The sequence below is a fragment of the Enterococcus sp. DIV1420a genome (assembly GCF_051712165.1).
GTDB classification, from domain to species: Bacteria; Bacillota; Bacilli; order Lactobacillales; family Enterococcaceae; genus Enterococcus; species Enterococcus faecalis.
In genome coordinates this window covers 1,506,925-1,524,518 of sequence record NZ_JBIOOI010000001.1, presented here as the reverse complement: position 1 = coordinate 1,524,518, position 17,594 = coordinate 1,506,925, and the positions used below count along the sequence as shown (strand labels likewise).

Below are 17,594 nucleotides of genomic sequence, written 5' to 3'. Positions count from 1 at the left end.
TTTTACTTGATTCTCTTACAAAAAATGCTATAATAACCTCAAAGGTCAAAAATGGTCAAGTGGTTTTGTAGACAGAATTTATTCCTGCTATCTAGTACTTGGCTGGTTTGAGAAAAAATGGTTTGTTTACTAGAAATAATAGAACAAACAACTATTTTTCTGGCCTCAGTTATTTTGAAAGGATGTGTTTCATTCAATGATTTGTCAAAATTGTCAACAAAATGAAGCAACAATTCATTTATATGCAAATGTGAATGGTCAAAGAAAACAACTGGACTATTGCCAAAGCTGCTATCAAAAATTAAAAAATCAAGCAAATAATTCCCCTCAAAATATGGGACAAGACCCTTTTGGCTTTGGGAGTTTAGACGATTTATATCGCTCTCTTTCTCGCCAAATGCAACAAGGTAATCCTTATGAACAACAAACACCACCCACTCAATTTGGTGATGGTGGTAATGGAGGTCAACCCCCTCGCGGAGGCGCTGGCGCTGGTCAAGGTTTACTAGGCGAGTATGGGATTAACATCACCGAAGCGGCACGCCAAGGAGATATCGATCCTGTGGTAGGACGTGACCAAGAAATTAAGCGTGTCATTGAAATCTTAAATCGCCGTACAAAAAACAACCCCGTTTTAATCGGTGAACCAGGTGTTGGTAAAACAGCCGTTGTCGAAGGTTTAGCCCAAAAAATTGTCGATGGCGATGTGCCCCAAAAATTATTGGACAAAGAAGTCATTCGTTTAGATGTGGTTTCACTTGTTCAAGGAACTGGTATTCGCGGACAATTTGAAGAACGGATGCAAAAATTGATTGAAGAAATCACTGAAGCTGAAAATGTCATTTTATTTATTGATGAAGTCCATGAAATTGTGGGTGCTGGTGCTGCTGGTGATGGCAATATGGATGCTGGCAATATTTTAAAACCAGCCTTAGCACGTGGTGAATTACAATTAGTCGGTGCCACAACTTTAAATGAGTACCGTATTATTGAAAAAGATGCTGCCTTAGAACGTCGGATGCAACCAGTCCAAGTAGATGAGCCAACCGTTGCCGAAACCATAACGATTTTACATGGTTTGCAAAAACGTTATGAAGATTATCATCATGTTAAATATACAGATGAAGCGATTAACGCAGCAGCAAACTTATCCAACCGTTACATTCAAGATCGCTTTTTACCAGATAAAGCGATTGACTTGTTAGATGAATCTGGTTCAAAAATGAATCTAACTATCCAACTCGTTGATCCAAAAACAATTGATAAAAAATTAGCAGAAGCGGAACAACAAAAACAACAAGCTTCCGCAGAAGAAGATTTTGAAAAAGCGGCTTACTATCGTGATCAAATCAATAAATTACAAGCAATGAAAGAAAAACAAATCAGCGATGAAGAAACACCCGTCATCACTGAAAAAGATATTGAAGCCATTGTGGAACAAAAAACTGGCATTCCTGTCGGTGACTTAAAAGAAAAAGAACAAACCCAATTGAAAAATTTAGCTGTTGACTTAAAAGCTCATGTTGTCGGACAAGATGATGCCGTCGATAAAGTAGCTAAAGCGATTCGTCGCAATCGTGTAGGCCTAGGCAAACAAAACCGCCCAATTGGTTCCTTCTTATTTGTTGGGCCAACAGGCGTTGGTAAAACAGAATTAGCAAAACAATTAGCCTTTGAGCTATTCGGTTCAGAAGATTCGATGGTTCGTTTTGATATGAGTGAGTATATGGAAAAACACAGTGTTTCTAAACTGATTGGTTCTCCTCCAGGCTATGTTGGGTATGACGAAGCTGGACAACTCACAGAAAAAGTCCGTCGTAATCCTTATAGTTTAATTTTATTGGATGAAATTGAAAAAGCGCATCCTGATGTTTTACACATGTTTTTACAAATTCTCGACGATGGTCGTTTAACAGATGCACAAGGTCGTACAGTCAGCTTTAAAGACACCATCATTATCATGACAAGTAATGCTGGAACAGGAGCTGTGGAAGCCAACGTTGGCTTTGGCGCTGCCCGTGAAGGTGTGACTAAATCTGTTTTAGGTCAATTGAACAACTTCTTCACCCCCGAATTCCTTAACCGTTTCGATGGTATTATCGAATTCAAAGCATTAAGCAAAGAAAACCTGATGAACATTGTCAGCTTGATGTTAGAAGAAGTAAATGGCTTATTAGCTAAACAAAAATTACACATTGAGGTTCCAACAGAAGTCAAAGAAAAACTCGTTGATTTAGGTTATGATCCTGCAATGGGCGCTCGTCCTTTACGTCGAACAATTCAAGAACAAATTGAAGACGGCATTGCTGAATACTATCTAGATCATCCTGAAAATCATCAATTAGTCGCAGCGTTAGATAACGAAGGTAAAATTATCGTAACTGGCGCACAAGAAGTGACTAAAACAGAAACTTCAACATCTGACCAAGCAGAATAATCAAAAATCCACACGCATTAATAACAATGCGTGCGGATTTTTTTATGCTTTTCACTTTTTATTTTCATCAAAAAAAACTATAATAGAAGAAAGATATTCGTATACTTGTTCCTCATAGAAAAAATTCAATCTGGAACTCCTGTACATAATTGGAAACGCTCTTTTGCAGCACACAACTATAATGAGGTGATAAAATGAAATTAGTGAATGTGACCAATAGCTACAAACAATTAGTAAATAAACAATTGGAAAACACGGATGCTTACTTTGTAAAAGTCTACTCAGCAGGAAACACGACCGCTGTCTATTCAGAAGCAGCTCACCATGTGGAAGTTCTGATTATGAATAAAAATCGTCGCATTCGTCCGACAGAAGTAAAAGAAATTTTAGCAAAACTGTTAAAACGATTACCTAAAGAGGCTTATGACCCAGATGAAATTTCTATCATTGAATTAAATCATGTGACCGAAGTGTCTGTTCCATTAAAAGTTTCCCTCATGGAAAACTAAAAAAAACTGCCGAAGTTTCCCCACTTCGGCAGTTTTTTTAATTTATTGTGACGTTATTTTTTTACAAGACTTTGATAATTTTCCGACCAGGCTTCCTCATTTGTCGGACTGACTAATTTATTTTCCTCGATTGCTTTTTTTCTTAAGTCATCTACTTCTTTTTTGAAATTTTCCCCCGATTTTTGAGCATAATCTTTTGAAAAATATTTTGATTGGCGAGAATAAGCCTTCAGTTTCGCATCTTTAATCTCTTCTTCTGTATCTGCAAAATATTCATCATAACGAAGATCGGTTATTTTCCCTGAATCTTTTAACGTAATAACCGTTAAACGTCCAGAAAGCCCCTCCCCAAAATCTTCTGTTAGACTTGTATAATGTTCTTTTGAAGGTTCTTTGATTTCCTTGGCTAAAGCCCTAGCAGCAGGAAGATAACCATTATTAGCGCTATTGGATTGACCTTTGGCTGTCTGGAATGCGCCATCTAGACGATTTTCAGCAACCATTTGATTTTCTAGAAAAGTCATCGTATTAACAACGGTCACTAACGATTGATCAGTTCGGGCGTTGTTCGCTTGAAAATTTGCATAGCCGGATAAACGTTTTGTCACTCCTGCCCATTCTTCAGAATAATAGTTTTTAGGTCCACGTTCATCAAATTCCACTAACTGAATTTGTTGATCCTTAACAACGACATCAATTAAAGCCGTATAGCCGCCATCAAACACGACTTCATGATGATAATAATCCCCTTGAACTTCCCCGATTTCTGGACGACCTGACCAATACATCTTCTGGGCTTTTTCTTCTGGACTAATTCCTGATTGTCCATTATTAGCTTCTACTGTAGCGCCAGAAACAGCATCAACTTCAAAGGTATGTCCATTACGCTCATAACTCACTTTGGCAGCACTCTCCTTCGGTTGATCATTCGTGTTTGTCTGCTCCTCCTGCTTTACAGAAGTGGCATTAGTGGCTGCCGAGGCACCACTCGTTACTTGGACTGCTTCTGCTTCAGTACTTTCTTTCATTTTTTCAGTTCGTTGATCTGGTTGGCACCCCATTAAAACAATCATTGAACAAAATAACCCGACAACTATCTTTTTAGTTTTCATTTTTCCTCCTTTTAAAACTCATTGAATTACCATTTGATTTTAATATAAGTAGAATGAAAAGTATACTAAGCAATCGTTTTTTCTTCATACGGCGATAAACTTAACTGTCCAGATAAATACTCACCTAAATAGATTTCCTGTAATCTTTGGAAGCCTTGTTCTTGGATTTGCGTTAATAGCCAGTGCTCATCTTTTTTGATTAACTCTAGGACATCCATGTTGGCTTGACCGTCCACAATAATCGGATAACGAATACTTTCATCGCCATATTCGACGATTGTTAATTGACCATTTTGTTCTAAAACCGCCCGTTTAACAAGCTGGACTTCATAAATACCATTTGCTCGTAATTTAAACATTAGATCATTTGCAGAAATACCATTTTTCAAACATTCCTTCACCACAACCTGTCCATCCTTGATTAAAGTAATGGGTTTACCATCCACAATTTGCTTCACATAGCGATTGTGTTCTTTTGCAAATTTTAAAATTAAGACTAATAATGTCCACAAAATTAACACTAATACAAATTGGAGCACCGTAATTGAATCATTATAAATAACACCACCAATAATGCCCCCCAATACATAGTTTTGCACTTGGTCCATAGCCGATGTGGGCGCCAAATTGCCTTTTCCCATCAAATTAATTTGGACAATTAAACAAATAATACCTAAAGCAAATTTAATAATAATTGGACTATAAAACTGCATTAATTTTCCCTCACTTTACTTTATGATTTCAATCGTTGGTGTTAATAAATACGTTTCTTGTAACGTATAAGACTGCTGATCCGTACTTAAACTCATTTTGTAAAAGACTTCGTCAATTTTAACTATGGTTCCGTCAGCCAGTTGTGTACCATTGACATAAACTTTTTCTGGAGAAACCTTTTTTTCCTGTGCCACTTGTTCGACAAAATGTACCATTTGTGAAGATTGTGAATGCTGATTTTGGTTCAGTTGATAATTGGAATATTGAACCCCTAAAACAAATAATAATGATAAAAAAATAATAATACTTAATTCACGATATTTCGTTTGAATTTGATGTCGCACATAAAAACTAAACACAATGACTAGCCCGATTAACAAAGCAAAAATAAAAAAATACTTTAAGTAATCATTTAAATTAGATTGGCTTTTTAAATACTCGATGCCATAAAAATTCATGTTCTTGTCCACTCCTTGATAGGTTCGTTATAGTAAGTATTCTATCTCAAAAAAAACAATCACGCCTGCTTTAATACCTTATAACAAGAAAAAGCTCAGCGCAATCATCTTGAGAATGACTGCGCCGAGCTTCAATCTTCTAAAGATTCAGCTACTGATTGATTACAAATTAATTTTACATCAAACTTTTCAGTTCAACATCTGGATATTTATCCGCAAACCAGCGTTCCGCAAATTGGTTTTCAAATAAGAACAATGGTTGATCGAAACGGTCCCGTGCCAAAATGTTTCGGCTAGAGCTCATGCGTTCATCTAAATCTTCTGGATTAATCCAGCGGGCAATTTTAGAACCCATTGGCGTCATTACCACTTCAGCATTGTATTCATTAGACATTCGGTATTGGAAAACTTCAAACTGCAATTGACCTACGGCGCCAATGATATATTCTTCCGTTAAATATGTTTTATATAATTGAATGGCTCCTTCTTGAACCAGTTGGTAAATTCCTTTATGGAAAGATTTTTGTTTCATCACGTTTTTGGCAGTTACTTTCATGAATAATTCAGGGGTAAATGACGGCAACTCTTCGTATTGAACATTCATTTTCCCTTCATACAAAGTATCGCCAATTTGGTAATTTCCTGTGTCGTACACACCGATAATATCGCCTGCAACAGCTTCTGTGACGTTTTCGCGGGCATCCGCCATAAATTGTGTCACGTTACTTAATTTGACTTTTTTACCTGTTCTACCTAAGGTCACGTCCATGCCTCTTTCAAAAACACCTGAACAAATTCGAACAAAGGCAATTCGATCACGATGGGCTGGGTTCATATTCGCTTGAATTTTAAAGACAAAGCCTGAAAATTCTTTTTCATAAGGACTTACTTCGCCACCCTCTTCTGTTTTATGCGCATGTGGCGCAGGCGCAAATTGTAAGAAGGTTTCTAAAAATGTTTGAACCCCAAAGTTTGTCAAAGCAGAACCGAAGAAGACTGGCGTTTGATCACCACGAGCGATTTTTTCCTCGCTAAATTCATCGCCTGCTTCTACCAATAACTCAACATCTTCCAACACTTGTTGATAAACGCTGTTATTGTGCAATGGTAAATCGCTTGGGATATCGCCATCTTTTAAAGGAATAAAACGCTCCCCGCCATTATTTTCTGGACGATATAATTCCACACGTTCATTATAAATATCGTATAGACCTTCTAGGCCTTTTCCCATACCAATTGGCCAGTTCATTGGATAAGATTCAATATCCAATAGTTCTTCCAATTCTTCTAAAAGTTCCAATGGTTCCCGTCCGTCACGGTCCAATTTGTTAATAAAAGTAAAAATTGGAATACCACGTTTTTTAACAACTTGGAAAAGTTTTTTCGTTTGTGCTTCAATCCCTTTGGCACTATCAATAACCATCACAGCACTATCCACGGCCATTAAGGTCCGATACGTATCCTCTGAGAAATCCTCATGCCCTGGGGTGTCCAAGATATTAATCCGTTTGTCTTGATAGTCAAATTGCATCACAGAACTCGTTACCGAAATTCCCCGTTGTTTTTCAATTTCCATCCAGTCAGATTTGGCAAAGTTCCCTGTTTTTTTCCCTTTGACTGTTCCAGCTTGGCGGATGGCGCCCCCAAATAATAATAATTGTTCAGTAATCGTTGTTTTCCCAGCATCCGGATGGGAAATAATCGCAAACGTACGGCGACTATCGACTGCTTCTTTTTGATTGATCGTCATAAAAATCTCCTTATCACTTGTGATGTTTATTTATTTATTTTCTTCAGCATAATTTTTGATTAACCTTTGCTAGTATATCATGTCAAGCCTTGAGAATAAAGAGCTGCTGTTGGCTGTTTTTTAAAAGGAAAACCTGCGACATTAGTCAAAACGACTGATGCCACAGGTTATTTTTAACGTCTTGGTTCGTCATCTTCCATTTCTTTACGGAAAAAACGACGATTTTCTTCTGGTTCTTCATCGACAGTTTCTTCATCGTAGAAATGAACGCGTAAGACTAGCAAACGTGTGCCTTCCATTTCTTCAGCGGTTAACTTAATATTGCCCACTTCAAAAGAAGGTTTTTCCCCTTCATCAGGAATGGTTCCTAATGCTGTAATTAAGTAACCTGCCATTGTATCAACATCGCTCATGTGTAAATCTGTTTCAAATACTTCATTAAATTCGTCAATTAACATGCGTCCTTGAACCAAATATTCATTGTCGGCCACTTGTGTATATAAATTTTCTACTTCATCTGTTTCATCGTCAATTTCACCAACGATTTCTTCTAGTAAATCTTCCAGTGTTGCTAAACCGACAACACCGCCATATTCATCTAGTAAAATCGCCATTTGGTTTTGTGTTCGTTTTAACTCATAAAGTAAATCATCAATAAAAATGGTTTCTGGGACAAATAATGGTTCTTGGATGATCGCGCCTAATTCAATGTTTTCAAAGCCTAAATTACGTGCAGCTTTTAGTAACGTTTTGGTATGTAAAATACCAACAATTTTATCTTTGTCTTCACTATAAACAGGAATCCGAGAATAATTTTCTCCTAAAATTAAATTGATGTTTTCTTGGACATCATCTTGGATGTCAACCATGAATGCGTCTGTCCGAGGAACCATTACTTCTCGTGCCACTTTTGTATCTAATGAAAAGACACCTTGTAACATTTCTAGTTCTTCGTTTTCCAAAACACCTTCTGTTTCAAGCATGTAGCGCATTTCATCTCGAGTCATCTTCGAATCGGCATCATCGAAAGTCATTGGTGTGATTTTGGATAATAAATCGGTCGAAGCCGATAGCAACCAAACGAAGGGACGCGCGATAACTCCTAAAAAGCGGACTGCACCAGAAGTCAATTGAGCGACTTCTTCTGATTTATTCATAGCAATTCGTTTAGGGTATAATTCACCAAATACAATAGAAACGTACGTTAACAAAGCTAAGATAATGATACTGGCAAGACTCTTAGCTGCGGCGCCGCCACCTAATACAGGGGCCAAACGACTAGATAAAGTCTCTGCTAATGAAGCACCAGATAGGATATTAACCAAAGTAATCCCTACTTGGATTGTGGATAAAAAGTTATTGGGGTCTTGCAATACCTTAAGCAATTTTTGAGCTTTTGCGTCGCCGTCTTCCGCTTTTTGTTCCACACGATTCTTGTTAACAGATACGACTGCAATTTCCGCCGCTGCCAAAAAGGCATTGATAAACGTCAACACGACTAATAATAGAAGTTGCGCAATTAGCGACTGACTCTCAGGGTCAGCATTATTCATAATGTTCTCTCTCTCCTTAATTGTTGATAATTCCGAGGCTGTACTTTCGTACTCTTTTAACGTTCTTCCTCTTTTTATGGTTAGGCTTAGAAACAGACACAATCAGTATTATGACAGGTTATTTTCTATCCTAATCCATAAAATCATAGCACGAAAGATTAGCGGATTCAATCATTAACCGTTATTTTCTTTCGTATTTGTTTCATTCCCTAAAAGAACGGCATTGGTAACTTTTTCACTACGACCCGCTTTGACCATATCAATAACATAGTAGATAATGGTCCGGCAGATTGCGTAAAATGGGACGCCAAGGAAAATACCTAGCAAACCTGCTAAATTTCCTGCTACCAATAAAATTAAAATAATCGTTAATGGATGGATTTTTAGAGATTTTCCGATAACGTTTGGATAAATAATATTTCCGTCCAATTGTTGAACCACTAGCACCACTAAACAACATAAGGCTGCTTTGACGGGTTCATTAAAGATGGTCACTAAGACAGCAGGCGCTAATCCTAGATAAGGGCCTAGATAGGGAATCAAATTCGTAAAGCCGGCAATGACACCAAATAAAAAGGCATAACGAACGCCAAGCAATGAATACCCAATAATCGTAAATGTACCGACAAATAAACATTCAATCGCTTGTCCACTAATATAACTGGATAAGGTTTGGTTCAATTGTCCTAAAAGATCCACAATATCATCTTTTCTTTTCTCAGGTAAAAAGCGTTGAACCGCTGGTACTAGCTTATCTCCATCTTTTAACATATAAAATAAAATAAATGGCGCAGTGACCAAAACAATAGTGGTTGACGCCACCGTTGATACGATTGAACCTAAGCTACTTGATAAACTACTTAAAAATTGTTGGATAATATTTGCATAAGAAATATCCATTTTTTCAATATAGCTTGTTAAATCAATTTGTTTAAAAATAGGTAACTCCGCAATCTCATAAATCCAGGTCTCCACTTGTTTAAAGAAATCCGGCATACTTGATGCTAAACTAGCTAGCTGATCTGCCAACTTAGGGATAATTGTTAATAAGATCAGAACTAATGCGATGATTAGTAATAAAAATACCAGTAAGACGGCATAAATTCGTTTCATTTTCGTCTTCATTAGTAGATTGACCACAGGATTTAGTAAATAATACAAAAAGCCTGCTACTAAGACTGGGGCAAACAACGTTGAAAAGAATGTCCCAATCGGTGCAAATAAGAAATTAATTTTCGAAGCAATAAATAATAGCATGGCCACGACAAGTAATTCAACTGACCAGAAAAATAATTTCGATTCTTTAAATCGATTAATCACATCGGCTCCTCCTTTATTTTTATTCAATTGTTGCTGTTTTATTTTATCACACCTTCCCCCCTCAGTCATTGAGAATACTTCATTGCTAGAACTTTTTCGTGGTATAATAAAATAGAAACAGATTCTGAACTTGGGGGTTTTTCTATGCATGTAGCTCAAACAAAAGATACCATGAGTGATCTTTATTTAGATGCTGTCCGGCTTCGTCAACGCGTATTCGTAGCGGAACAAGGGGTACCAGAAGAGATGGAAATCGATGAATATGAAGCACGTTGTATTCACTTTGTTTTGTACACGAACCATGTAGCTGTCGCAACTTGTCGCTTGCTTCCACTAGAAAATGGCGTTATGAAATTACAACGAATGGCCGTTGAAAAAGCTTACCGTGGCGCCGACTATGGACGAGTGATTATGGAAGCGGCGGAAAATTTTGCCAAAGAACAAGGCTACCACAAGATTACTCTAGAAGCACAAGTCACCGCTGTAGGCTTCTATGAACGTTTAGGCTATCAAAAAACAGGAGCACCTTTTATGGATGCTGGCATTGAACACTACGAAATGAATAAAGAACTATAACACCAATTAAATCGGAAAATTTAGAGCTTGGAGCATTAGCCATTTTGGCTAATGCTCCAAGCTCCTTTTGTGGGCTGTTTACATCGGCTATTTTTTTGATAGCTGTTGATAACGTTGATACCAGATATCTACATACTCGGGCGAGAAGGGGCCTTTTTCGTTATTAATCCAATCCACTAAAGTCTTGACATTTTCTTTTAAAATGAAGTCAATATCTTCTGGATAATCCATTAGTTTGCTATGAAATTCATATTCATCAACGTCTAGTAAACGTTTTTCACCATCTGGAAAAACCTTGATATCTAAATCATAATCAATATACTTCAACGCTTCGTCATCTAAAACATATGGCGAAGCCAGATTGCAGTAATACGAAACCCCCTTTTCTCTAATCATTGCTATTATATTGAACCAATATTTCTTGTGAAAATAAACAATGGCTGGTTCACGAGTCACCCACCGACGTCCGTCGGATTCCGTTACTAACGTGTGATCGTTCACACCAATTAAAGAATACTCGCTCGTTTTTAGTACCATCGTATCACGCCACGTTCGATGTAAATGTCCGTCATGTTTATAACTCTGAATGGTTACAAACTCGCCTTCTTTAGGAATTCCCATAATACCCCAACTTTCCCCAAATAAAGTAAAGCAATGTTACTTTTTGGGTGTTCATACATCGATATCGAAATAATTATATCATATCTTTTGAGTTTGCGTACATTGAGTTCACTTAAAGAAGACGATTTCTGAAAAAATTTAATTCAGATGACCAATTAGTTCAAATTCAGTAAATATTTTCAGCTTAATTACTGGATTTTTTCAAAGACTGATACTGCGCTCTCTCTTAAAACCTGATTTAATTCGTCAACATTTGTTTTACCAGTTGTTTCAAGCCACGCAACGGCTGCTTCAGAACCTTGTTGAACAAATGGAAGCACGCCGTCTGCCCAAGTTGCGCGACCACATAAGACTCCATTAAACGAGGAACCTGCTTTTTTTGCAAATTTCAATGTTTCCTGAAACATCGTAGCACTAACCCCTGCACTCAAGAAAATAAATGGAAGTTGTGTTGCTTCACTTTGCATGTTGAAAAAGGCCTGTGCTTCATCTTGGCTATAAAGACTTTCAGTGCCAAAACCTTCTACAAAATTCATGTTCACAGGGACTTCTACTTTTAAAACATCAACATTATAGCGATCCTTTGAAAATTCTTTCATCGCTTCAATTACTTTGTGCGGTTTTACTTTAGCGTATTCTTTTGAAGCACTATCCGAATTGTTTGCATCATAAGAGACAATTTCTAAAAAGAATGGAATTTCTTCGGCTAAACACTCTGAACCAATCCGTTCTATATAAGCTTTCTTTCGCTCATTGATTGCTTCACTTTCGTCAACATCGTAGTAAAGCAAAAATTTACACGCGTCTGCGCCCGCTTCTTTTAAACGCTTAACCGACCAAACATCAAGACTATCGGGTAACCGTCCTGGTGTCGAAGCATCGTAGCCCGTTTTTTCATACGCAAGTAACAAACCTGAAGTCTGTGCTCGATTTTCAGCAGCAGCTAGGCCATATTCTGGATCCAACAAAATTGCTGAAGTCTCTGGTGTTAAGCAACGAGATACTAATACTTTAAAGTCACTGATTTCTTGCGCAGTCACCTCTTTGTATTTTCCCATCATGCGTTTTAAGGCCCCACGTTGATCAATGGCTAGTGCTCCAATAATCCCTTGATCATCTACCAGATTTTCTAAATGTTTACGTTTTTGTTCACTAATTTTTTTCATTCTGTTCCCTCTCCTAATTGATTATTTAGTAACGTAGCAATTTCAGCTGGCGAACTTGCTTGTTTCAGTCCAGAAGTAACTTCTTCTCTTAATAAGAGGCGCGCAACAGAAGAGAGTAATTTCAAATGTGTCGTGCCAGCTTCGGCATCTGGAATAAACAGCGCAATCACAAACTCCGTTAATTGGTTGTCAAGGCTCTGCCACTCAACACCTTGGTCCAAGGTAACGATGATAATGGCCGCTTGTTGAATCGTTGCTGCTTTTGCATGAGGTATCGCAAATCCATTCATCATCCCCGTTGTTCCTTCTTGTTCTCGCTCGTTCAGTTTATCGAAAACTTCCTGTGCGTCCTGAGCAACTTCCAATTCTGTTGATTTTTTTGCTAAAAAGTGAAAAACATCCTCTTGCGTTTGTAACTGTTGATTTAAAAAAATATGATTTTCTTTAATAAAAGCCATTCCATCCACTCCTAATTCCTGTTATTTCATTTTTTTGATAACGATTGCTCTTGTTTAGCGATTCTACTTTTTTGTACAAAACCTAGCAATAAACCGCCTACCAATGAACCAGCTAAAATTGCCAGAACCCATTGAACAGCGTGAGTAACAACTGGTAAAACAAGAAATCCTCCATGAGGTGCTGGCACTTGTACCCCAAACATATACGTTAAGACTGCCGCAATTGAAGATCCGAGCATCATAATTGGTAAAACCTTCAATGGGTCTTTTGCCGCAAACGGAATAGCGCCTTCTGTAATATGTGTGGAGCCTAAAATAAAGTTCACTAGGCCCGCATTGCGTTCATTTGTGTCAAAGTATTTTCCAAAGAATAATGTAGCAAAGCCTGTAATTAAAGGTGGCGCTATGCAGGCAGCAGAAACTCCTGCCATAAAAGAAGTATTTCCTTGAGCTAAGAGTGCCGTCCCAGTAACATAGGCCGCTTTATTAACTGGACCTCCCATATCAAACGCACACATACAACCCACAATTATTCCTAAAACCAACGGACTGGAGTTTTGGAAACTAGCTAAAAAGCTCATCATTCCTTCGTTAACAGCTTTCATCGGATCTGCTAGTAAAGACATAGTGATACCAATAACTGCAACGCCAATGACTGGATAAAGGAAAATTGCTTTTAAACCATCTAATGATTTAGGCAAACCTTTAAATACTCTCTGTAATAAAAGAATGAAATACCCAGCAAGGAAACCAGATAATATCCCTCCTAAAAAGCCAGTACCACCAGTGTTAGCAATCAAACCACCGACAAAGCCCACAACCAAACCAGGTCGTTTGGCAATCCCCTCTGCGATATACGCAGATAAGATTGGCACCATCATGCCCATTGAGGCATCACCAATACTTTTTAACATAGCAGCGGTAGCATTATACTGACTACTTTCTGGATCAAATGAATAAATGCCCCAAATAGCAAAAGAAAGAGCAATTAAAACGCCGCCTGCTACTACAAACGGCAACATGTGAGAGACGCCATTCATCAAGTTTTTATAAATACTATGTCCAACATTTCCTGAAGAAATCTGTGTTTCCTGTTCAAGTTCATCCACTGCTTGGTTTTCGGCCGCAATCGATCCTTTGCCTGCGAGTGCTTCTTCAATTAAGCGATCTGCTTCTTTAATCCCCACACTGACAGGGACATCAATGATTCGTTTCCCAGCAAAACGTTCTGCTTGAACGTCTTTGTCGGCGGCAATAATGACTGCCTCCGCTCCTTGGATTTCTGCAGGTGTTAACTCGTTTTCTATGCCAATCTGACCATGTGTTTCAACCTTAATCGTAATACCTTTACGTTTCGCAGCTTGTTCCAATGCCTCCTGTGCCATATACGTGTGCGCTATTCCCGTCGGACAACCTGTAGCAGCTATTAATTGATACGTAGCCATCTGTTTATTCCTCCTCTTGAATCTTTATTTGTTGCTCTAACTCCTGAACATCTGAAAAATCTGTCAATCCTTTGCGAAATGCTGTTGAACTACCTGCTGCAATACTTCTTTTTAAATTTTTTTCCAATGAAAGTCCTTGATGCCAGCCAGCTAAAAAGGTACCTAACATTGCATCCCCTGAACAAGCTGTATTCACAACCATTCCAGTTGGTGAATTACCTGAAAGAACCTTTTCATTATTTATAAATAAAGCCCCTTCACTACCTAAAGAAAGTAAAATATTTTTGGCTCCCCGCTTCAGTAATTCTTGTCCGTAAAAAATGTAATCGTCCTTAGTCTGCACTTCTGTATGAAACCACTCTTGAAGTTCTTCTTCATTTGGTTTCAATAAAAATGGTTGATAAGGCAAACAATCTAAAATTTCTTCATAACTACTGTCTAAGATTAAGAACACCTGTTTTTCAAAACAAATTCGGCTAATTTCAATCAAAATACTTGGCGAAACCCCTTGTGGTAAACTTCCTGATACACACAAATAATCCCCTTTACGTAACTCTAAAATTTTTTTCAAAAAACGTTGTACATGTTCTTCAGATAATTTTGGTCCTTTATTGACTAATTTGTATTCCTTTTGATCTTGGGTAACTTTTGTAAACACATTGATTCTCGTTGTGCCAGCGACTTCGATAAAATCAGTGGTTATTTCTTTTTCTTTTAAATAATCCTCGACATAGTTCCCAGTGAAACCAGCTTTGACTCCCAAAGCGGTATTATCAATCCCTAACATCTTTAAAATTAGGGAAACATTGACTCCTTTCCCGTTTGCTTGAATATCATCTTCCTTCGTGCGATTCACGACAAAAGGAACTAGCTCTTCTGTTTCGATAAATAAATCAATGGCTAAATTTAATGTACATGTATAAATAGTCACTGTAGTTCCTCCTTTCTCCTCTTTATTATGTCTCAAAATACCATGTAAAGGTTTTCATTCTTTCGCAAAAATATAGAAAACATTTACAATTTCATAATTTCTCTAGCTTTTTTATTTTTTTTCATTAAAAATAGGCTTATAAATGTTTTTTAGTGAAAGAAAGAAGGGCTGGCCATTATGGAACAAAAATTGAGTGAGTCGGAGCAATATCTCTGGCATTTTATCGAAACACATATTTTAGAAATCCCTGATTATTCCATTGTAAAATTAAGCGAACGAGCCAACGTATCAACTGCGACGATTGTAAGAACCATGAAAAAGAAAGGCTATGAAGGTTTCACATCCTTCAAGCATCACTTGAAAGATAAAGAAAACCAAAATATAAATTTTTCAGCATTAGAAAAAGTAGACCGAGGAATTCGGACAGCCATTTTAAAGAATGAAGAAGAAGTAACTCGCACGATTAACATGATTGAAATTGGTAATATCGAAGATGCGATCCAAAAAATCAAAGCTTCTCGACGGATTATTATCTTTGCTAGAGGTTTTTCAGAATTAATTGCTCAGGAAATGATGGTTAAGTTTCAATTGGCTGGCAAATACTGTGAACTGCATACGGACCCAGAAATTATTAAAAATATTAGTAAAAAATTATCAAAAAAAGATGTGGCTCTTTTTGTTTCTTTAAACGGAGAAACCCAAGAATTAGTTGTCGCTGGTAAAAACTGTTACGACTCAGAAATTGGGACTATCCTTTTAACTGCAAGCAAACACTCTAGTTTAATGAAATACATTGAAATTCCGTTCGTAGGCTTCAAATCAGAAGGCTCCTTTTTCCCCGATTATGAAGTGCGTTCACGGTTACCACTATCCATTCTGGCAAGAATTTTATTGGATGCCTATGCTCTAAGAACGACAACTTAGGCTTTCTTAAATAATAAAAAACAAGCATTCCTTCACTTAAAATAAAGGAATGCTTGTTTTTATTTTGCAACAAAACGTGCTTCTACTCGATAAATTCGTTGACCACGACTAGAAAATTTTTCTTCGTATTCTGTCATAATGTTGCCTTCAAACTCGCTATTATGCAAATCTAGCCATACACGTTCAATAATCATGCCATATTTAGAAAAGCTACTTAATGAGTATTCGAAGAGCCCTTGATTATCCGTTTTAAAATGAATTTCTCCATTCGGTTTTAAGATAACTTCATCTGTCGCTAAAAAGTTTTTATACGTTAAACGACGTTTTTCATGTTTTTTCTTTGGCCAAGGATCTGAAAAATTTAAATAGATTAAATCTACTTCATTTTCAGCAAAATATTCTGTTAATGCTTCGCCGTCTACTCGCAATAACTGTAGATTAGGTAACGGCTCGGCCACTAGCTTATCTAATGCAATCGATAAAATACTTAATTGCATATCGATACCAATATAATTAATTTCAGGATGTGCTTTAGCCATTTCATAAATAAAACGACCTTTACCTGAACCAATTTCAATGTGGATGGGATGATTATTGCCAAAACGTTCTTGCCATTTCCCTTGCCATTTTTCAGGACCTTCTACCACATATTGTGGATATTTTGCCATATATTCTGCTGCTCTGGGTCTATTTCTTACACGCATATTTAAAATTCCTTTCTTTTAAAAACAGACTGGTGAAATTCGCCAGCCTGTGTGGATGTTAAATGAATTAGTTTAACTACTAAACATTCGTTTTAATTGTAAAATTTCTGCAGTCATTGCTCTTCTTTCGCCCTCTTGGTGATGACGAACAATCTCTTGTAAAAAGCTAAATAAACCATACCAATAAATTCGTTGAACCGTACTTTCATTCGGGATTAAACCATAAGATAGTAACCATTGATTCCAACCGGAACGAGGGACATAATGACTCAAAATCATTCCTAAATCTACCGCTGGGTCCGCGACCATCACAGAATCCCAATCTACTAAATAGAGATAATTATTCGAGACTAACCAATTCCGATGATTCACATCGCCGTGAACAGCTACATAACTAGTTTCTGGATATTCTGGTAAATGATTATATAAATAAGTGATTACTTCTTTTAAATAACTGTTTCGTTTTAATTCTTTAGGTAGTTGACGCTTATACTCTTTCAACATTGTTAGCGGGGTACAAACTTCGCCACCAATTTTTTTCAACATGTCTTTCAGCAAATTGGAATGATGCAATTGGTATAACACGTCAATCACGTCATTGCGTTTGCCAATTTCGTCCGCATGTAATAAACGTCCTTCCAGCCATTCTTGGGCTGTTAGTACGTCGCCATTCGCTGTCCGCTTTGTCCAAATCATCTTCGGGGCTAACCCTTCTTTAGACAATGCTGCAAGAAGTGGAGAAGTGTTTCGTTTAATGAACACTTTCTCTGTTTCTTTTATTCCCATGTATGTTTGACCAGTTGCGCCCTTTATCGGCTGCAGACGCCAGTCTTTATCCAACTGAAATTCCATGGAAATTATCTCCTATCTCAACACAATTTTATTGCAATTTTTACAGCAATTACCATTTTAGTCG

General features: G+C 37.3%; 17 protein-coding genes. 4 read left to right on the top strand and 13 right to left on the bottom strand.

Features of this window, described 5'->3' with window-relative positions:
• The first annotated feature begins 196 nt into the window (after nt 1-196).
• Nucleotides 197-2,437, top strand: coding sequence for an ATP-dependent Clp protease ATP-binding subunit (locus IGI80_RS07735; RefSeq protein WP_002386935.1), 2,241 nt, complete (start codon nt 197-199; stop codon nt 2,435-2,437).
• 194 nt (nt 2,438-2,631) lie between these two features.
• Nucleotides 2,632-2,946 (top strand): DUF1827 family protein, encoded by a 315-nt coding sequence (locus tag IGI80_RS07730; RefSeq protein WP_002355547.1) that lies wholly within the window; start codon nt 2,632-2,634, stop codon nt 2,944-2,946.
• 53 nt (nt 2,947-2,999) lie between these two features.
• Here the strand turns inward: IGI80_RS07730 and IGI80_RS07725 are convergent, their stop codons facing one another.
• The 6 genes from IGI80_RS07725 to IGI80_RS07700 form a co-directional block, all read right to left on the bottom strand.
• Nucleotides 3,000-4,058 (bottom strand): hypothetical protein, encoded by a 1,059-nt coding sequence (locus IGI80_RS07725; protein WP_438723184.1) that lies wholly within the window; start codon nt 4,056-4,058, stop codon nt 3,000-3,002.
• Nucleotides 4,059-4,123: 65 nt separating this feature from the next.
• Nucleotides 4,124-4,771 (bottom strand): DUF421 domain-containing protein, encoded by a 648-nt coding sequence (locus IGI80_RS07720; RefSeq protein ID WP_002368017.1) that lies wholly within the window; start codon nt 4,769-4,771, stop codon nt 4,124-4,126.
• Nucleotides 4,772-4,786: 15 nt separating this feature from the next.
• Nucleotides 4,787-5,230: a DUF3290 domain-containing protein gene (locus IGI80_RS07715; RefSeq protein ID WP_002355544.1), complete on the bottom strand. Its 444-nt coding sequence runs from the start codon at nt 5,228-5,230 to the stop codon at nt 4,787-4,789.
• Between the two features lie 175 nt (nt 5,231-5,405).
• Nucleotides 5,406-6,980 carry a peptide chain release factor 3 gene (locus tag IGI80_RS07710; protein WP_002355543.1) on the bottom strand — a complete coding sequence of 525 codons (1,575 nt, stop codon included), beginning with the start codon at nt 6,978-6,980 and terminating at the stop codon, nt 5,406-5,408.
• A gap of 173 nt (nt 6,981-7,153) precedes the next feature.
• A complete protein-coding gene (locus IGI80_RS07705; RefSeq protein ID WP_002363168.1) occupies nt 7,154-8,533 on the bottom strand; it encodes a hemolysin family protein in 1,380 nt (459 codons plus the stop codon).
• A gap of 174 nt (nt 8,534-8,707) precedes the next feature.
• Nucleotides 8,708-9,922: an AI-2E family transporter gene (locus IGI80_RS07700; RefSeq protein ID WP_202242239.1), complete on the bottom strand. Its 1,215-nt coding sequence runs from the start codon at nt 9,920-9,922 to the stop codon at nt 8,708-8,710.
• Between the two features lie 75 nt (nt 9,923-9,997).
• On the opposite strand from IGI80_RS07700, the gene IGI80_RS07695 reads away from it, so the two are divergent.
• Nucleotides 9,998-10,429, top strand: coding sequence for a GNAT family N-acetyltransferase (locus IGI80_RS07695; RefSeq protein ID WP_438723182.1), 432 nt, complete (start codon nt 9,998-10,000; stop codon nt 10,427-10,429).
• A gap of 87 nt (nt 10,430-10,516) precedes the next feature.
• On the opposite strand, the gene bph is transcribed toward IGI80_RS07695, so the two are convergent.
• The 5 genes from bph to pfkB all read right to left on the bottom strand — a co-directional run bounded on the left by bph (nt 10,517) and on the right by pfkB (nt 15,050).
• Nucleotides 10,517-11,050: a biofilm phosphatase Bph gene (gene bph / locus IGI80_RS07690; protein WP_002355538.1), complete on the bottom strand. Its 534-nt coding sequence runs from the start codon at nt 11,048-11,050 to the stop codon at nt 10,517-10,519.
• A gap of 188 nt (nt 11,051-11,238) precedes the next feature.
• The gene (gene lacD / locus IGI80_RS07685) at nt 11,239-12,216 is read right to left on the bottom strand and encodes a tagatose-bisphosphate aldolase (protein WP_002358681.1); all 978 of its coding nucleotides are present in this window, start codon (nt 12,214-12,216) and stop codon (nt 11,239-11,241) included.
• On the bottom strand, nt 12,213-12,674 hold the full coding sequence (locus tag IGI80_RS07680) for a fructose PTS transporter subunit IIA (RefSeq protein ID WP_002358680.1): 462 nt from the start codon (nt 12,672-12,674) through the stop codon (nt 12,213-12,215). The genes lacD and IGI80_RS07680 overlap by 4 nt, the downstream gene beginning before the upstream one ends.
• Before the next feature lie 26 nt (nt 12,675-12,700).
• Nucleotides 12,701-14,119 (bottom strand): PTS fructose transporter subunit IIC, encoded by a 1,419-nt coding sequence (locus tag IGI80_RS07675; protein WP_002355535.1) that lies wholly within the window; start codon nt 14,117-14,119, stop codon nt 12,701-12,703.
• A 4-nt stretch (nt 14,120-14,123) separates the two neighbouring features.
• Entirely contained in the window at nt 14,124-15,050 is a 927-nt protein-coding gene (gene pfkB, locus IGI80_RS07670) for a 1-phosphofructokinase (RefSeq protein ID WP_438723180.1), read from the bottom strand.
• Between the two features lie 177 nt (nt 15,051-15,227).
• Between pfkB and IGI80_RS07665 the strand changes: the two genes are divergently transcribed.
• Nucleotides 15,228-15,974 (top strand): MurR/RpiR family transcriptional regulator, encoded by a 747-nt coding sequence (locus IGI80_RS07665; protein WP_002363162.1) that lies wholly within the window; start codon nt 15,228-15,230, stop codon nt 15,972-15,974.
• 59 nt (nt 15,975-16,033) lie between these two features.
• On the opposite strand, the gene trmB is transcribed toward IGI80_RS07665, so the two are convergent.
• Nucleotides 16,034-16,678 (bottom strand): tRNA (guanosine(46)-N7)-methyltransferase TrmB, encoded by a 645-nt coding sequence (gene trmB / locus IGI80_RS07660; RefSeq protein ID WP_438723178.1) that lies wholly within the window; start codon nt 16,676-16,678, stop codon nt 16,034-16,036.
• Nucleotides 16,679-16,750: 72 nt separating this feature from the next.
• A complete protein-coding gene (locus tag IGI80_RS07655) occupies nt 16,751-17,530 on the bottom strand; it encodes a phosphotransferase family protein (protein WP_002355531.1) in 780 nt (259 codons plus the stop codon).
• Nucleotides 17,531-17,594: the final 64 nt, after the last annotated feature.